This is a genomic window from Staphylococcus simulans (assembly GCF_002994445.1).
Classification (GTDB): Bacteria; Bacillota; Bacilli; order Staphylococcales; family Staphylococcaceae; genus Staphylococcus; species Staphylococcus simulans_B.
Map to the genome: position 1 here is coordinate 131,556 of NZ_MRZJ01000004.1, position 15,137 is coordinate 146,692.

Annotated in this window: 15 protein-coding genes; 11 read left to right on the forward strand and 4 right to left on the reverse strand. The window is 38.8% G+C overall.

Features of this window, described 5'->3' with window-relative positions; translation table 11 throughout:
* Positions 1 to 47 precede the first annotated feature (47 nt).
* Entirely contained in the window at positions 48 to 908 is an 861-nt protein-coding gene (gene folD / locus C7N65_RS07070; RefSeq protein ID WP_105993775.1) for a bifunctional methylenetetrahydrofolate dehydrogenase/methenyltetrahydrofolate cyclohydrolase FolD, read from the reverse strand.
* 207 nt (positions 909 to 1,115) lie between these two features.
* On the opposite strand from folD, the gene purE reads away from it, so the two are divergent.
* Genes purE through purD form a run of 11 tightly spaced genes read left to right on the forward strand, consistent with a single transcriptional unit; the run spans position 1,116 to position 12,299 of the window.
* The gene (gene purE / locus C7N65_RS07075; protein WP_105993776.1) at positions 1,116 to 1,598 is read left to right on the forward strand and encodes a 5-(carboxyamino)imidazole ribonucleotide mutase; all 483 of its coding nucleotides are present in this window, start codon (positions 1,116 to 1,118) and stop codon (positions 1,596 to 1,598) included.
* Positions 1,585 to 2,712, forward strand: coding sequence for a 5-(carboxyamino)imidazole ribonucleotide synthase (purK, locus tag C7N65_RS07080; RefSeq protein WP_105993777.1), 1,128 nt, complete (start codon positions 1,585 to 1,587; stop codon positions 2,710 to 2,712). The genes purE and purK overlap by 14 nt, the downstream gene beginning before the upstream one ends.
* Complete coding sequence (gene purC, locus C7N65_RS07085; protein WP_105993778.1) at positions 2,712 to 3,416, forward strand: phosphoribosylaminoimidazolesuccinocarboxamide synthase; 705 nt, start codon at positions 2,712 to 2,714, stop codon at positions 3,414 to 3,416. Before purK ends, purC begins: the two co-directional genes overlap by 1 nt.
* On the forward strand, positions 3,416 to 3,676 hold the full coding sequence (purS, locus tag C7N65_RS07090) for a phosphoribosylformylglycinamidine synthase subunit PurS (RefSeq protein WP_105993779.1): 261 nt from the start codon (positions 3,416 to 3,418) through the stop codon (positions 3,674 to 3,676). The genes purC and purS overlap by 1 nt, the downstream gene beginning before the upstream one ends.
* Positions 3,676 to 4,347, forward strand: coding sequence for a phosphoribosylformylglycinamidine synthase subunit PurQ (gene purQ, locus C7N65_RS07095; protein ID WP_105993780.1), 672 nt, complete (start codon positions 3,676 to 3,678; stop codon positions 4,345 to 4,347). Before purS ends, purQ begins: the two co-directional genes overlap by 1 nt.
* Complete coding sequence (purL, locus tag C7N65_RS07100) at positions 4,340 to 6,529, forward strand: phosphoribosylformylglycinamidine synthase subunit PurL (RefSeq protein WP_105993781.1); 2,190 nt, start codon at positions 4,340 to 4,342, stop codon at positions 6,527 to 6,529. The genes purQ and purL overlap by 8 nt, the downstream gene beginning before the upstream one ends.
* Positions 6,508 to 7,929: an amidophosphoribosyltransferase gene (gene purF / locus C7N65_RS07105; RefSeq protein WP_105993782.1), complete on the forward strand. Its 1,422-nt coding sequence runs from the start codon at positions 6,508 to 6,510 to the stop codon at positions 7,927 to 7,929. The genes purL and purF overlap by 22 nt, the downstream gene beginning before the upstream one ends.
* 4 nt (positions 7,930 to 7,933) lie before the next feature.
* Positions 7,934 to 8,968, forward strand: a complete 1,035-nt coding sequence (gene purM, locus C7N65_RS07110; RefSeq protein WP_105993783.1) for a phosphoribosylformylglycinamidine cyclo-ligase — start codon at positions 7,934 to 7,936, stop codon at positions 8,966 to 8,968.
* Positions 8,965 to 9,531 carry a phosphoribosylglycinamide formyltransferase gene (gene purN / locus C7N65_RS07115; protein WP_105993784.1) on the forward strand — a complete coding sequence of 189 codons (567 nt, stop codon included), beginning with the start codon at positions 8,965 to 8,967 and terminating at the stop codon, positions 9,529 to 9,531. Before purM ends, purN begins: the two co-directional genes overlap by 4 nt.
* Before the next feature lie 17 nt (positions 9,532 to 9,548).
* Complete coding sequence (gene purH, locus C7N65_RS07120) at positions 9,549 to 11,027, forward strand: bifunctional phosphoribosylaminoimidazolecarboxamide formyltransferase/IMP cyclohydrolase (RefSeq protein WP_105993785.1); 1,479 nt, start codon at positions 9,549 to 9,551, stop codon at positions 11,025 to 11,027.
* Between the two features lie 24 nt (positions 11,028 to 11,051).
* Positions 11,052 to 12,299, forward strand: a complete 1,248-nt coding sequence (gene purD, locus C7N65_RS07125; RefSeq protein ID WP_105993786.1) for a phosphoribosylamine--glycine ligase — start codon at positions 11,052 to 11,054, stop codon at positions 12,297 to 12,299.
* A 171-nt stretch (positions 12,300 to 12,470) separates the two neighbouring features.
* Here the strand turns inward: purD and C7N65_RS07130 are convergent, their stop codons facing one another.
* The 3 genes from C7N65_RS07130 to C7N65_RS07140 form a co-directional block, all read right to left on the reverse strand.
* Positions 12,471 to 12,695, reverse strand: coding sequence for a hypothetical protein (locus C7N65_RS07130; RefSeq protein ID WP_105993787.1), 225 nt, complete (start codon positions 12,693 to 12,695; stop codon positions 12,471 to 12,473).
* Between the two features lie 236 nt (positions 12,696 to 12,931).
* Positions 12,932 to 13,726 (reverse strand): energy-coupling factor transporter transmembrane component T family protein, encoded by a 795-nt coding sequence (locus tag C7N65_RS07135; protein WP_105993788.1) that lies wholly within the window; start codon positions 13,724 to 13,726, stop codon positions 12,932 to 12,934.
* Positions 13,719 to 15,128 carry an ABC transporter ATP-binding protein gene (locus tag C7N65_RS07140; protein WP_105993789.1) on the reverse strand — a complete coding sequence of 470 codons (1,410 nt, stop codon included), beginning with the start codon at positions 15,126 to 15,128 and terminating at the stop codon, positions 13,719 to 13,721. Before C7N65_RS07140 ends, C7N65_RS07135 begins: the two co-directional genes overlap by 8 nt.
* Positions 15,129 to 15,137: the final 9 nt, after the last annotated feature.

A 15,137-nucleotide genomic window follows, 5' to 3' on the forward strand; every position in this document is an offset into this window, starting at 1 on the left:
TTTTATTTTAGATACCCCTCAATGTATCTGTTATATAACGCAGTGTCTTATTTGTTTAAGCCTCTGCGCATTTTTTCTGCTAATAAAGTGTTGTTTAATACCATAGTGATTGTCATTGGGCCTACACCGCCTGGAACTGGAGTGATTGCGCCTGCAACTTCTTTCACTTCGTCGTATTCAACGTCACCTTTTAATTTGCCGTTTTCATCTGGAGTATTACCTACGTCGATGACTACAGCGCCTTCTTTTACGTCATCTTTCGTAACTAAACCAGGACGTCCAACAGCACTTACAATTACATCCGCATTTTTAAGATGTTTGCTCATGTCTTTAGAACGTGAGTGCAAGATAGTAACTGTTGCGTTTTCTTGAAGTAATAATTTAGAAACAGGTTGGCCCACGATGTGTGAACGTCCGATAACAACTGCTTCTTTACCTTCTAAATCAATATCCGCATTTTTCAATAATTCCATAACACCAAGTGGTGTACAAGGTACGAATGTTTGTTCGTCAATATACAATTTACCGATGTTTGCCGGGTGGAAGCCGTCAACGTCTTTTTCTGGGTTGATTGCTTCTAATACTTTTTGTTCGCTTACTTGTTTTGGAAGCGGAACTTGTACAAGAATACCGCTGACTGAGTCATCGTTGTTTAAACGGTCTAATTCGTTTAATACTTCTTCTTCAGTCGCTGTTTCTTCTAAATGAACAATTTCAGAAATCATGCCGATTTTTTCAGCAGCTTTCTTTTTTGATCTTACATAGCTCATGCTTGCGCCATCGTTACCTACAAGAATAACGGAAAGTTTTGGCGTATAGCCCTCTTTTTTTAACGCTTCAACTTGATCTTGCAATCCTTGACGATAATCTTTAGCAATTTGCTTGCCATCTAAAATTTTTGCAACCATGTGTAAATTCCTCCTAATATTTTTCGAACTTTCCTTGACATTAAGAAGTGTAAATCAACCATTTTCCGATAAAAACCGGAACTTTGATTGAATATTCATCAGAAAGTTCGATTTTTGATTGAAAAAGCATGACCTGATTTGTTATGCTATATCTGTAATATACAACTTACTAGATTAAAATTTCAAATAATTGAAAGGGTGTTCAATTTGAAAGTGGCAGTTATTATGGGCAGCTCCTCTGACTGGGACATGATGTCAGAAAGTTGCCAGATGTTAGAACAATTTGGAATTCCGTATGATAAGAAGGTTGTTTCTGCACATCGTACACCAAAACTTATGTTTGATTTTGCGACTGAAGCAAGATTAAACGGTTATGATGTCATCATTGCAGGAGCAGGCGGCGCAGCACATTTACCAGGTATGGTTGCTTCTATGACAACATTGCCTGTAATCGGAGTACCAATTGAGTCTAAGAGTCTAAAAGGTTTAGATTCATTACTTTCAATCGTCCAAATGCCTGGCGGCATTCCAGTTGCGACAACAGCAATCGGAAAAGCAGGTGCGAAAAACGCTGGAATTCTTGCAGCTAGAATCTTAAGTATTCAAAGCGATGAAGTAAAAGAGAAATTAGAAGCTTACCAACAATCACTAGTCGATAAAGTAGGAGAGATGCAAAGTGAACTTCAGTAAATTAAAGTTTGGATCAACTGTCGGAATCATCGGCGGCGGACAACTTGGCAAAATGATGGCACAATCAGCTCAAAAGATGGGCTTCAGAGTCATTGTTCTCGATCCTGACAAAGAAGCACCGTGCCAATATGTAGCACACGAATTTATTAATGCAGCTTATGATGACTTAGATGCATTAAGACAACTAGGTGAAGCTTCTGATGTTGTAACATATGAGTTTGAAAATATTGCTGCAGATCAATTAGAAACACTCACGAAAGAATTTAATGTGCCTCAAGGTTATCAAGCGATTCATTTATTGCAAGACCGTTTGACTGAAAAGCAGACATTAGAATCAGCCGGAACAAAAATTGTTCCTTATGCACAATTAACAAATGCAGAAGATCTTGACGCAACTGTAGAAAAATTAGGCTATCCGTTCATGGTTAAAACACGCTTTGGCGGATACGACGGCAAAGGCCAAATCTTAGTCCGTTCAGAGGAAGACTTGGACGAAGCTAAAGCGTTAATCGAAGTACAAGAATGTGTAGCTGAAAAATTCTTAGACTTATATAAAGAAGTTTCATTAACCGTAACAATCGGAAATGGCGGCCAAATCGTTTATTTCCCATTACAAGAAAACGAACACCGCAATCAAGTTTTATTCAAGACTATCGTACCGGCACGTTCTGACAAAGAAGCAGAAGCACGTGCTGAAGTAGATAAAATTAAAGAAAAAGTGCATTTTGTGGGTACATTTACAGTAGAGTTCTTTATTGATAAGGACAACAACTTATATGTAAACGAAATTGCACCAAGACCGCACAACTCTGGCCATTACTCAATCGAGGCATGTGACTTCTCTCAATTTGATACACATATCTTAGCGGTAACTGGACAGAAACTGCCAGAACGCATTGAAATTTTAAAACCAGCTGTAATGATGAATTTGCTTGGTAAAGATTTAGATTTATTAGAAGACGACTTCGGAGATCATCCGGAATGGCATGTTCATATTTATGGCAAAGCATCAAGAAAACCATCAAGAAAAATGGGCCACATGACAGTTTTAACTGATGACATTGATAAAACTGAGCAAGACATGTTGGCAACCTTTAAGGGAGGAGCACAATAATGTCATTATTATATGAAGGAAAAGCCAAACGTATTTATTCAACAGAAGAAGATGGAGTTTTACGCGTAGAATACAAAGACGAAGTTACAGCAGGAAACGGTGCTAAAAAAGACCACATCGATGGCAAAGGCCGTTTAAACAACAAAATTACTTCAATTATTTTTGAACACCTTAAAGAACACGGCATTAAAAGCCACTTTATCAAACAAACTTCTGAAACTGAACAATTAGTACAAGCAGTCAAAATTATTCCTTTAGAGGTTGTTGTACGCAATATTGCAGCAGGTTCTATTACAAGAAGATTAGGTTTTGATAAAGGACATGAATTTAAAACACCGCTTGTTGAATTTTTCTATAAAAACGATGCTTTAAATGATCCTTTAATCACTGATGACCATATTAAATTGCTCAACATTGCAAACGAAGAAGAAATTGCAACATTGAAACAAATGGCTTTAGGTGTCAACCAAGCCTTGCTTGATTTATTAAGCAGCATTAACTTAAGATTAGTAGACTTTAAAATTGAATTCGGCCGTACAAAAGACGGTCACATTTTATTAGCTGACGAAATTTCACCTGATACATGCCGTATCTGGGAAAAAGACAGCGATACTAACTTTGACAAAGACGTTTACCGTGAAGATCGCGGTTCAATTATCGAAACTTACCAAACTTTCTTAAATAAACTGGAGGATCTTAAATAATGAAAACTATCGAATTGCACATCACATTACAACCACAGGTACTAGATACACAAGGACAAGCACTTAACCGTGCAGTACATGACTTAGGCTATAACCAAGTGAATGATATCCGTGTAGGTAAATTACTTTATATGACAGTGGATGAAGCAACAGATGAAGCGGTTCATAATATCGTTACAACATTAAGTGAAAAATTATTCGCAAACACTGTAATTGAAGAGTACAGCTATAAAGTACTCGATGAAAAGGAGAATGCATAATGAAATTCGCAGTACTTGTATTCCCTGGTTCAAACTGTGACAGAGACATGTTAAACGCAGCTTTGAAAACAGGTGCAGAAGCAGAATATGTAGATTACCGCGCAACTTCTTTAGAAGGTTTTGACGGTGTATTAATCCCTGGCGGATTCTCTTTCGGAGATTACTTGCGTTCAGGTGCGATGGCAAGTGTTGCACCCGTTATCAAAGAAGTGAAACGCTTTGCAGAAGAAGGCAAACCTGTACTTGGTGTTTGCAACGGCTTCCAAATTTTAACAGAAATCGGTTTATTACCAGGCGCATTATTACACAACGATTCTCATTTATTCGTAAGCCGCAATGAAGAATTGAAAGTAGTGAACAACACTACACCTTTCACTAAAGATTATGCTGAAAATGAAACAGTGATTTATCCAGTTGCACATGGTGAAGGCAACTATTACTGTACAGAAGAAATGTACAAAGCATTAGAAGCAAACAATCAAATTATCTTGAAATATGCACACAATCCAAACGGATCATATGATGATATTGCCGGAATCGTTAACGAAAAAGGTAATGTTTGCGGAATGATGCCTCACCCAGAACGTGCTTTAGAAGCAATTTTAGGAACAGACGATGGCGTAAAATTATTTGAGTCAATGGTAAATAGTTGGAGGGAACAAAATGCCTAAGTTTATTGAACCAAGTATCGAAGAAATCAAATCAGAACATTTATACCGTGATATGGGATTAACAGATGCTGAATATGATAAAGTTGTTGAAATCCTAGGACGTCAACCGAACTTTACAGAAATCGGTATTTTCTCAGTAATGTGGAGTGAACACTGCTCATACAAACACTCTAAACCTTTCTTGACTCAGTTCCCAACATCAGGCGAGCATGTCTTAATGGGACCTGGTGAAGGTGCTGGTGTTGTAGATATCGGTGACAATCAAGCAGTAGTATTCAAAGTTGAATCACATAACCACCCATCTGCAATCGAACCTTACCAAGGTGCAGCAACAGGTGTGGGCGGTATTATCCGTGACATCGTTTCAATCGGTGCGCGTCCGATCAACTTATTAAACAGCTTGCGTTTCGGTGAATTAGACGAAGTTCAAAACCGTACATTATTACGCGGTGTTGTAGCTGGTATCGGCGGATACGGCAACTGTATCGGTATCCCGACAACTGCAGGGGAAATCGAATTCGATGAACGTTATGACGGCAACCCGTTAGTTAACGCTATGTGCGTAGGTATCATCGACCACGATAAAATCCAAAAAGGTACTGCAAAAGGTAAAGGCAACTCTGTCATTTATGTTGGTTTGAAAACTGGCCGTGACGGTATCCATGGTGCTACATTCGCTTCTGAAGAATTAAGCGAAGAAAGCGAAAGCAAACGTCCTTCAGTACAAATCGGCGACCCATTCGTTGGTAAAAAATTAATGGAAGCAACGCTTGAAGCGATTACTTTCCCAGAATTAGTAGGTATTCAAGATATGGGTGCTGCTGGTTTAACATCATCTTCTTCAGAAATGGCAGCTAAAGGCGGCAGCGGTATGCATATGCGTTTAGACCAAGTACCTGTACGTGAAGAAGGTATCTCACCTTATGAAATGATGCTTTCAGAAACACAAGAGCGTATGCTGCTTGTAGTTGAAAAAGGTACTGAACAAAAATTCTTAGACTTATTTGAAAAGCATGAATTAGACAGTGCAATTATCGGTGAAGTTACAGATACTGATCGTTTCGTACTTACTTATGAAGACGAAGTTTATGCAGATATTCCTGTACAACCATTATCTGATGAAGCACCTGTATACATTTTGGAAGGGGAAGAAAAAGAATATAACACTTCTAAAAATGATTACAGCAATGTAGATGTGAACGATGTATTCCATAAATTATTAGCACATCCAACAATTGCTTCTAAACGTTATTTATATGAACAATACGATCAACAAGTTGGTGCAAACACTGTTATCAAACCAGGATTGCAAGCATCTGTTGTACGTGTTGAAGGTACAAATAAAGCTGTTGCTTCAACTATCGATGGTGAAGCACGTTACGTATTCAACCAACCATACGAAGGCGGTAAAATGGTCGTTGCTGAAGCATACCGCAACTTAATTGCTGTAGGTGCAACACCGCTAGCAATGACAGACTGCTTAAACTATGGTTCTCCAGAGAAAAAAGAAATCTATCAACAACTTGCTGATTCTACAAAAGGTATGGCTGAAGCATGTGAAGTACTTAAAACACCTGTTGTTTCAGGTAACGTTTCACTTTATAACGAAACACGCGGTACATCAATCTTCCCAACACCTGTAGTAGGTATGGTGGGCTTAATCGAAGATATCGATTACTTAAAAGATTTCCAACCGCATGCTGGCGATAAATTATATGTTGTAGGCGAAACACGCGACGACTTCGGCGGCAGCCAAATCGAAAAATTATTATACAGCAAAGTCAACCATGAATCTGAAGCTATCGACTTATCAAACGAAGTTGAAAAAGGCGAACAAATCAAAGAAGCTGTTAGAAACGGCAAAGCTTCTCATGTCCAAACTGTAGGTAAAGGCGGCTTATTGATTTCATTAGCTAGAATCAGTGCCCACTACGGTTTAGGTGTAGACGCAAAATTAGACGTGTCAGACGCTCAATTATTCAGTGAAACACAAGGCCGATACATTGTTGCTGTTAAAGAAGGACAATCGCTAGATATTCCAAACGCACAAGAAATTGGAACTATCACTGAGGATGGCAAGTTCAAAGTAACAAACGGTCAAACTACTGTTGAAGAAAACGTGTCGACGTTAAACGAAATTTGGGAAGGAGCAATTCCTCAATGTATGACATCCGCGGATTAAATGAAGAATGTGGAGTCTTTGGCATATGGAATCATCCCCATGCAGCAACTTTAACTTACATGGCGTTGCATAGCTTGCAGCACCGTGGTCAAGAAGGTGCTGGTATCGTGTGCTCAAACGGAGAAAATCTGTTTGGCGCACGCGGCATGGGTTTGTTAACTGAGGCGATTTCTGACGCACAGTTAGAATCATTGCAAGGTTATCAGCATGCAATCGGACATGTTCGCTATGCGACAACAGGTGCAAGCGAAATTGCAAATGTACAACCATTTTTATTCAAACATTCAAAAGGCGATTTAGGTCTTGCGCATAACGGCAACTTAACGAATGCAGTGAAAATACGTCATGCTTTAGAATCTGAAGGCAGTGTTTTCCAAACAACAAGCGATTCAGAAGTGTTAGCGCATTTATTAATCAAAGGCAACTCGCCTAATATCAAAACGAACCAAAAAGCAGCCTTGAACCAAGTTAAAGGTGCATTCAGCTGTGTCATGCTGAATACGAATCAATTAGCTGCGGTTAGAGATAACAATGGTGTACGTCCATTAATGCTTGGCGAAGTTGACGGTGCGTATTGCGTAGCCAGCGAAACATGTGCATTCCAAGCAATTGGCGCAACTTATATCAGAGATATCGAACCGGGTGAATTAATCACATTCAGCGGTGAACATGATATAGATTATGATTATTATTCAACTGATATCAATCATAATATGTGTTCTATGGAATATGTGTACTTTGCACGTCCTGATTCAGAATTCCATAAACATTCAATTTACAATGTGCGTAAAGCATTAGGTAAGAAATTAGCAAGCGAAATGGGCATTGATGCGGATATCGTAATCGGTGTTCCTGATTCATCATTACAAGCAGCGAAAGGTTTCGCGGAATATTCAGGTATTCCTAACGAACAAGGCTTGCTTAAAAACCGTTACATCGGCCGTACTTTCATTACACCTGATCAAAGTGTACGCGAAAAACAAGTACGCATGAAACACGCTCCGATCAGAGATGTCATTGAAGGCAAACGTGTCGTTGTGATTGATGACTCGATTGTACGCGGTACAACAAGCAAATATATCGTGAAGGCTTTAAAATCTGCAGGAGCGAAAGAAGTACATATGGGTATTTCATCACCTCCGCTTGTGGATCCTTGCTATTACGGTATTGATGTCTCTACACATGCAGAATTAATGGCAGCACAGCATTCTGTTGAAGAGATTAAAGAAATGATCGGTGCAGATTCCTTAACTTACTTATCTGTTGAAGGTATGCACGAAGTCTTTAAAGAATTCGATTCAAAAGGCGAGTGTGATGCTTGCTTTACAGGCAACTATCCTATCGAAATTGTTGACCATCAATTACCAGAAGTTAAAGAACTGAAAAGAAGAGGAGTGTAAAGCTGTGGCAGAGTCTTATAAAAATGCTGGTGTAGATATTCATGCCGGCTATGAAGCAGTAGAACGTATGAAAAGCCATGTGCAACGTACAATGCGTAAAGAGGTGCTTGGCGGATTAGGAGGTTTCGGTGCAGCGTTTGATTTATCACAATTAAACATGCAAAAACCTGTCTTAGTCTCAGGTACTGACGGTGTTGGAACTAAATTGAAATTAGCAATCGACAATGACAAACATGACACAATCGGTATCGATGCAGTCGCTATGTGTGTCAACGACATTTTAACAACTGGCGCTGAGCCGCTTTACTTCCTTGACTACATTGCGACAAACAAAGTAGTACCAGAAGTCATCGAACAAATTGTTAAAGGTGTCAGTGACGGCTGTGAAGAAACAAACACTGCTTTAATCGGCGGAGAAACTGCTGAAATGGGCGAAATGTATCATGAAGGCGAATACGACTTAGCTGGATTTGCGGTAGGTGCTGTTGAGAAAGATGACTATATCGATGGTTCATCTGTCAAACCTGGCCAAGTAATCCTTGGTTTAGCATCAAGCGGTATCCATTCAAACGGCTACAGCTTAGTGCGTCACTTAATCAAAGAATCAGGTGTTGATTTAAATGCAGAGTTCGATAACGGACGTACGTATTTAGAGACTTTCTTAGAACCTACACGTCTTTATGTGAAACCTGTCTTAGCTGTTAAAGAACAAGTGAAATTGCATGCGATGACACATATTACTGGCGGCGGTTTCTATGAAAATATTCCGCGTGCTTTGCCTGAAGGTGTTACAGCTGAAATTGATGTGCAATCTTTTACTACTCCGAAAATCTTTGACTGGTTGCAAGAAGCAGGCATCGACACTGAAGAAATGTACAATATCTTCAATATGGGTATTGGTTTCACTTTAGTGGTAGATGAAGCAGATGCTGATAAAGCGTTAGACATTTTGAAAGCACAAAATGTTACTGCTTATCAAATCGGTAAAATTGTTGAAGGTAAAGAAGAACCAATCGAATTAACGGGGGTTAAAGCGTGACTAAAGTAGCAATCTTTGCGTCAGGTTCTGGCAGCAACTTTGAAAACATCGTACAACGTGTCAAAGAGGGACAACTGCAAAATATTGAAGTCACAGCATTATACACAGACCATGATGATGCTTATGCGATTGAACGTGCACAGCAACTAGGTGTGCCTGTGCATGTGACAATCCCTAAAACGTTTGATTCTAAAAAAGAATACGAACAACAATTAATAAAGCTGCTGAAAGCAGAACAAGTAGAATGGATCGTCTTAGCCGGTTATATGCGTTTAATCGGTCCAGACTTATTAGAGGCTTATGAAGGACGAATTTTAAATATTCATCCTTCATTATTGCCTAAATTTAAAGGTATTGACGCTATCGGCCAAGCTTATGAAAGCGGAGATAAAGAAACAGGGTCAACCGTACATTATGTAGACAGCGGTATGGACACTGGTGAGATTATCGAGCAAAGTCGTTGTGAGATTCATCCGGATGATACCAAAGCACAACTAGAAGAACGTATTAAAAATTTAGAATATGAACTTTATCCTAGAGTCATCGCAAAAATTATTCGATAAGAGGGGCAATTTCTATCATGAAAAAAGTAATTTTAAGTGTATCAGATAAAAGCGGCATTGTAGATTTCGCCAAATCATTAGTTGAGTTAGATTATGAACTTTATTCAACAGGCGGTACAAAACGTGCATTAGATGAAGCGGGTGTACCAGTTAAATCTGTTTCAGACTTAACACAATTTGATGAAATCATGGATGGCCGTGTTAAAACTTTACATCCTGCAGTACATGGCGGTATCTTAGCAGATCGCGATAAACCAGAACATTTGAAACAATTGAAAGAACAAGGTATCGACTTGATTGATATGGTTGTTGTGAACTTATATCCATTCAAAGAAACAGTCGCAAATCCAGATGTTACTGAAATGGATGCGATTGAAAATATTGATATCGGCGGACCGACAATGTTGCGTGCAGCAGCGAAAAACTTTAAACATGTGACAACAGTTGTAGATCCAGCAGACTACGATACAGTTATTGAACATTTGAAAAACAATACTTTAGATGAAAACTTCCGCAAATCATTAATGATTAAAGTATTCGAACATACAAATGATTATGATAATGCTATTGTGAACTTCTTTAAAGAAAACAAAGAACAGTTGCGTTATGGTGAAAATCCTCAACAAACTGCTTACTTTGTACGTACTTCAGATGCAGATAATACTATTGCAGGCGCTAAACAATTACACGGGAAACAATTAAGCTTTAACAACATCAAAGATGCGGACGCAACACTCGCATTAGTTAAGAAATTCGAAGGACCGGCTGCTGTTGCAGTGAAACACATGAACCCTTGCGGTGTTGGTGTGGGCGAATCAATCGAAGAAGCTTATCAAAATGCTTATGAAGCAGACAGCCAATCTATCTTCGGCGGTATCGTTGCGGTCAATCGTCCAGTTTCAAAAGCATTAGCTGAAAAATTACATTCCATCTTCTTAGAAGTTGTGATTGCACCTTCATTCACAGATGAAGCACTTGAAGTCTTAACTCAAAAGAAAAATATCCGCTTATTAGAAGTAGATATGACATTAGACCATGATGAACAAGAATTTGTTTCTGTTTCAGGCGGCTACTTAGTTCAAGATAAAGATACTAAAACAATTACACGCGACGATATGAAAGTTGTCACAAAAGCTGAACCGACAGAAGCACAATGGAAAGCAATGGAATTAGGTTGGAAAGTTGTTGCGGCGGTTAAAAGTAATGCCGTTATCTTAAGCAACGATCATCAAACAGTAGGTATCGGTGCGGGACAAATGAACCGTGTCGGATCTGCAGAAATTGCAATTGAACGTGCAATTGAAATCAACGACAATGTTGCTTTGGTTTCTGATGGTTTCTTCCCAATGGATGACACAGTAGAATTAGCTGCTAAAGCGGGTATTAAAGCAATTATCCAACCAGGCGGCTCTATTAAAGACCAAGACTCAATTGATATGGCTGACAAACACGGCATTGCGATGGTAATGACAGGTGTACGTCACTTCAAACATTAATCATTCAGGAGGATAATGCTCAAGATGAAAGTATTAGTTATCGGGGGCGGAGGACGTGAACATGTTCTTGCCCATAAATTAAATCAATCTGAACTTGTTGACCAAGTGTATGCAATTCCTGGAAATGCAGCGATGGAAACTGTAGCTGAAGTGCATGGTGAAATCGTTGAAACAGCACATGATGAAATCGTGAAATTTGCTGCAGAAAATGGTGTTGAATGGGCAGTTGTAGGTCCTGAACAACCGTTAACTGAAGGCTTAGGCGATAAATTGCGAGAAGCGGGTGTTAAAGTCTTCGGACCAGGCGCAGCTGCTGCTCAAATCGAAGGCTCTAAAGCTTTTGCAAAACATATCATGGAAAAATATGGTATTCCGACAGCTGAGTATGTTGAAGTGGATTCTAAAACAGAAGCATTAAAGTATGTAGAAGACTGTAAAATTCCAGTTGTCTTGAAGAAAGATGGTTTAGCTGCAGGTAAAGGTGTTATTATTGCGATGACACGCGAAGAAGCAAAAGATGGTGTTGAAATACTTTATCCAGAAGAAGAAGGTAAAGTGGTCTTCGAAGAATTCTTGGAAGGTGAAGAATACTCTGTAATGACTTTCGTCAATGGTGACTATGCAGTACCGTTTGATACGATTGCACAAGACCATAAACGTGCATATGACGGTGATAAAGGGCCGAATACAGGCGGTATGGGTGCTTATTGTCCAGTACCTCATATCTCACAAGACGTATTAAAACGTACGAATGAAGAAATTGCACAACCTATCGCAAAAGCGATGCAACAAGAAGGGTATCCATTCTTTGGTGTTCTTTATATCGGTGCTATCCTTACAGAAGAAGGACCGAAAGTCATTGAATTTAACGCTCGTTTTGGTGATCCGGAAGCACAAGTACTCTTAACGCGTATGGAAAGCGACTTGATGCAGCACATCTTAGATTTAGAAGCACGTCAACCAATTGAATTCAAATGGAAAGACGAAGCAGTCGCAGGCGTGATGCTTGCTTCTAAAGGCTATCCAGGTGCTTACGAAAAAGGCGTTAAAGTTTCAGGCTTCAATTTAGACGGCAGCACATTTGTCAGCGGTTTGAAAAAAGAAGGCGACGACTACGTTACTTCTGGCGGCCGCGTCATCTTAGTCATTGGTGAAGGCAAAACTGTCAAAGAAGCAAAAGCAGAAGCTTATAAAAAAGCAGATGCCATTGAAAGTGACGGCTTATTCTATCGCAGAGATATCTGTGATAAAGCAATTAAACACGAACAATAATTGATTATACATTAAACCAACCAAACTTTTTCTCTGAATTGTTTGGTTGGTTTTTTTATTAAGTTAGTCGTGTGTCTGCACCAATTTAAATATGTATGAATTACTTACATAATACGATTGCACATCTATTACTATTGTTTTGTTATAAAAAATGAGCAAGGGGTATATCCCTTACTCATCAGGTGTTGATTTTGCCATATCGATATAGGCTTGTTTATAGCCAGCCACAAAGCGAGAGCTGTGTTTATTGAAAAGTTGGCGGAAGCGCCAAGCACGTTTGCGTTTTTTGATAAAACGGTTAAGTCGGCGTTTTTTATTTTTTAGTTTTGTCATGGTTTCAATTTCTCTTACGGCTTGTTGGTAGCCTTTTTCGTATGCATCGTTACGTTTCTTCATGAAAATTGCCTCCCATCGTATGTGTAAATCTGATTACCTTAATTATAGCATTTATAATAGGGTGTATTAACTAAAAAAAGATATGCTAGTTATTATAAAAATAAGCAGCAAACGGTCGAATCGGTAACCGTCTACTGCTGGGAAAAATATGGATGAATGAAAATGTAAATATTGATTGGGCTGCAGCTCGACGACTAACAGCCCGATAGCTATTTTAAAAACTACATCGAAATGTGTCAACCACGTACATCCATGATGCCTGTAATCGGCACATAATGTGCTAATAATATAGCAATGATTAATATTGCGGCGAAGAGCAAGATAAAGATCAAGTCGCGATAACTAAATGGTGCGTAGTAATAATAAGTTCTCGGACCATCTTTAAATCCTTTTTTCTCCATCGCAACAGAGAGCTGATGTGCTTTTCGGATGTTTTGGCTTAACAGAGGAATCATCAAATGCTTGATGCGTTTAAAGCCTCTGTAATTAGATTTATCCACCATACGATAGCGCATCTTCAATGATTTTCTTAATTGTACAAACGAACTGATGATTAAAGGAACCATACGTATCGCTGCCATAAATGCATAAGCGACTTTAGGTTTTACTTTTAAGTGCTGCATTAAACTGTAGAAGATCATCACAATTTGAGAAGTGAATGCCATCACAATTCCAAAGAAAGTTACAGTATCTGTACGCATTGATAAATGCAGACCTCTGACTAAACTTTCTGTCGTAATATGAATAAATCCTAATTTAAATAGTGTATGTGTGCCATCACCATAGAAAATCATAAACAGTGCTGAGATGATACTGAATAGTATCGTATAAACTACAAATAGTGCTGTTATCTTAAACTTCATACCGCCAAAGATGAGTAAGAATAAAAACATCAGAACGGTTAAATAAATCATCACATCAAAGTTGTGTATAAAGATGACAAAGAAGAATAAGAAAATACCTAATCCTAATTTGGTAATGATATTGACTTCATCTACGAAGGTGAAATATTTTTTCCATGCTTCAAACATTGTCTTCACCTTCCATTTCAAAAAGCTCATCTTCACATAACATATGGTCGCGCAACTCGATACGTCTTGTAGGGTAGCGCTCGATAATATGCGGGTCGTGGGTAACCATTATAATGGTTTGTCCTTGTGCAACACGTTTTTGGAAAAGCGATAATAAATTAAATGTGTTGCGGCTGTCTAAACCAAACGTCGGCTCATCTAACAAAATAATATCAGCATGAGAGCTTAACGCTGTTGCGACGCTTAATCGACGTTTTTGACCCATAGATAATTCGAACGGGTGATGTTCTTGAACAGCTTCTAAATTCAACATTTCTATCAGTTGTTTTGTTTCTGCATCTGCATCAGGACCGCTGAAGTTGATGAAAATCTCTTCATAAACTGAATTTGTGATAAATTGCAGCTCTGGATTTTGATAGACCAAGTACATATGCTGGGCGGCTTCTTTAATTTTGTGAAGCGGTTGGCCGTCATAGGACATGGCACCGCGATATTTAATCAGCTGCATCATCGATTCTAATAAAGTAGTTTTACCTGCGCCATTTTTACCGGTAATCGTAATCCACTCGCCATCACCGATTTCAAAGTCAGGGACTTGAATCAATGTCTTTTTGCCTCTGATAATTTCACCCTCTGTATACTTAAAGCGTGCTTTTAAAGGTGCAGCAGCGTTTAAATTTGGTTGTGGTGCATGGTCCCAAGCTTTAGGGTGCCAAACGCCGTATTCTGTCAATAAATCTTCATGCTGGTTCAATATTACCTCAGGTGTGTCATCAGCAATGATATGGCCGCCGTGGCCCATTAATATGACACGATCGACATGTTCCCAAATATGTTCTACTTTATGCTCAACGATGAGTACAGTTTGATCTTGCCACATCTCTTTGATTTTATTCCATAAATCCTCAGTCGCATCTACATCCAGCATAGCGGTCGGTTCATCCAAGAAGAGGGTATCTGCTTCTTGGAGTACCGTTTCAGCAATAGCTAATTTTTGTTTCATACCGCCGCTTAATTGAGACACGGTTTGTTTTGGACCTACTTCTAAATCTACAGATTCTAAAGCACGTTGAATTAATGCATCCATATCTTTACGCGGTACTTGTTTGTTCTCTAATACGAATGCTAATTCCTCATATACTTTAGGCATACAAAACTGTGTATCCGGGTCTTGGAAAATCACACCGCTGTTTAAATCTGCTTTTAAATCATCATACTTCATAGGCAATTCAATCAAGTTCGGTACAATACCGCTTAATACATTAAGCAAAGTACTTTTGCCGCAGCCTGACGGACCTAAAAGCAAGACTTTTTGTTTGTCAGGTATTTCTATATTTAAACCATCAAAGATTTTATTTTGTGCATTTGGATATTTGAGTCGTAAATTTTGAGCAAGTAACAAGATAATATC

Excerpts from the sequence above, each read along its gene's own strand:
- folD (WP_105993775.1), bottom strand. The coding sequence starts at position 908 with ATGGTTGCAAAAATTTTAGATGGCAAGCAAATTGCTAAAGATTATCGT.
- purC (WP_105993778.1), top strand. The coding sequence starts at position 2,712 with ATGTCATTATTATATGAAGGAAAAGCCAAACGTATTTATTCAACAGAA.
- purS (WP_105993779.1), top strand. The coding sequence starts at position 3,416 with ATGAAAACTATCGAATTGCACATCACATTACAACCACAGGTACTAGAT.
- purQ (WP_105993780.1), top strand. The coding sequence starts at position 3,676 with ATGAAATTCGCAGTACTTGTATTCCCTGGTTCAAACTGTGACAGAGAC.
- purL (WP_105993781.1), top strand. The coding sequence starts at position 4,340 with ATGCCTAAGTTTATTGAACCAAGTATCGAAGAAATCAAATCAGAACAT.
- purF (WP_105993782.1), top strand. The coding sequence starts at position 6,508 with ATGTATGACATCCGCGGATTAAATGAAGAATGTGGAGTCTTTGGCATA.
- purH (WP_105993785.1), top strand. The coding sequence starts at position 9,549 with ATGAAAAAAGTAATTTTAAGTGTATCAGATAAAAGCGGCATTGTAGAT.
- purD (WP_105993786.1), top strand. The coding sequence starts at position 11,052 with ATGAAAGTATTAGTTATCGGGGGCGGAGGACGTGAACATGTTCTTGCC.
- C7N65_RS07130 (WP_105993787.1), bottom strand. The coding sequence starts at position 12,695 with ATGAAGAAACGTAACGATGCATACGAAAAAGGCTACCAACAAGCCGTA.
- C7N65_RS07135 (WP_105993788.1), bottom strand. The coding sequence starts at position 13,726 with ATGTTTGAAGCATGGAAAAAATATTTCACCTTCGTAGATGAAGTCAAT.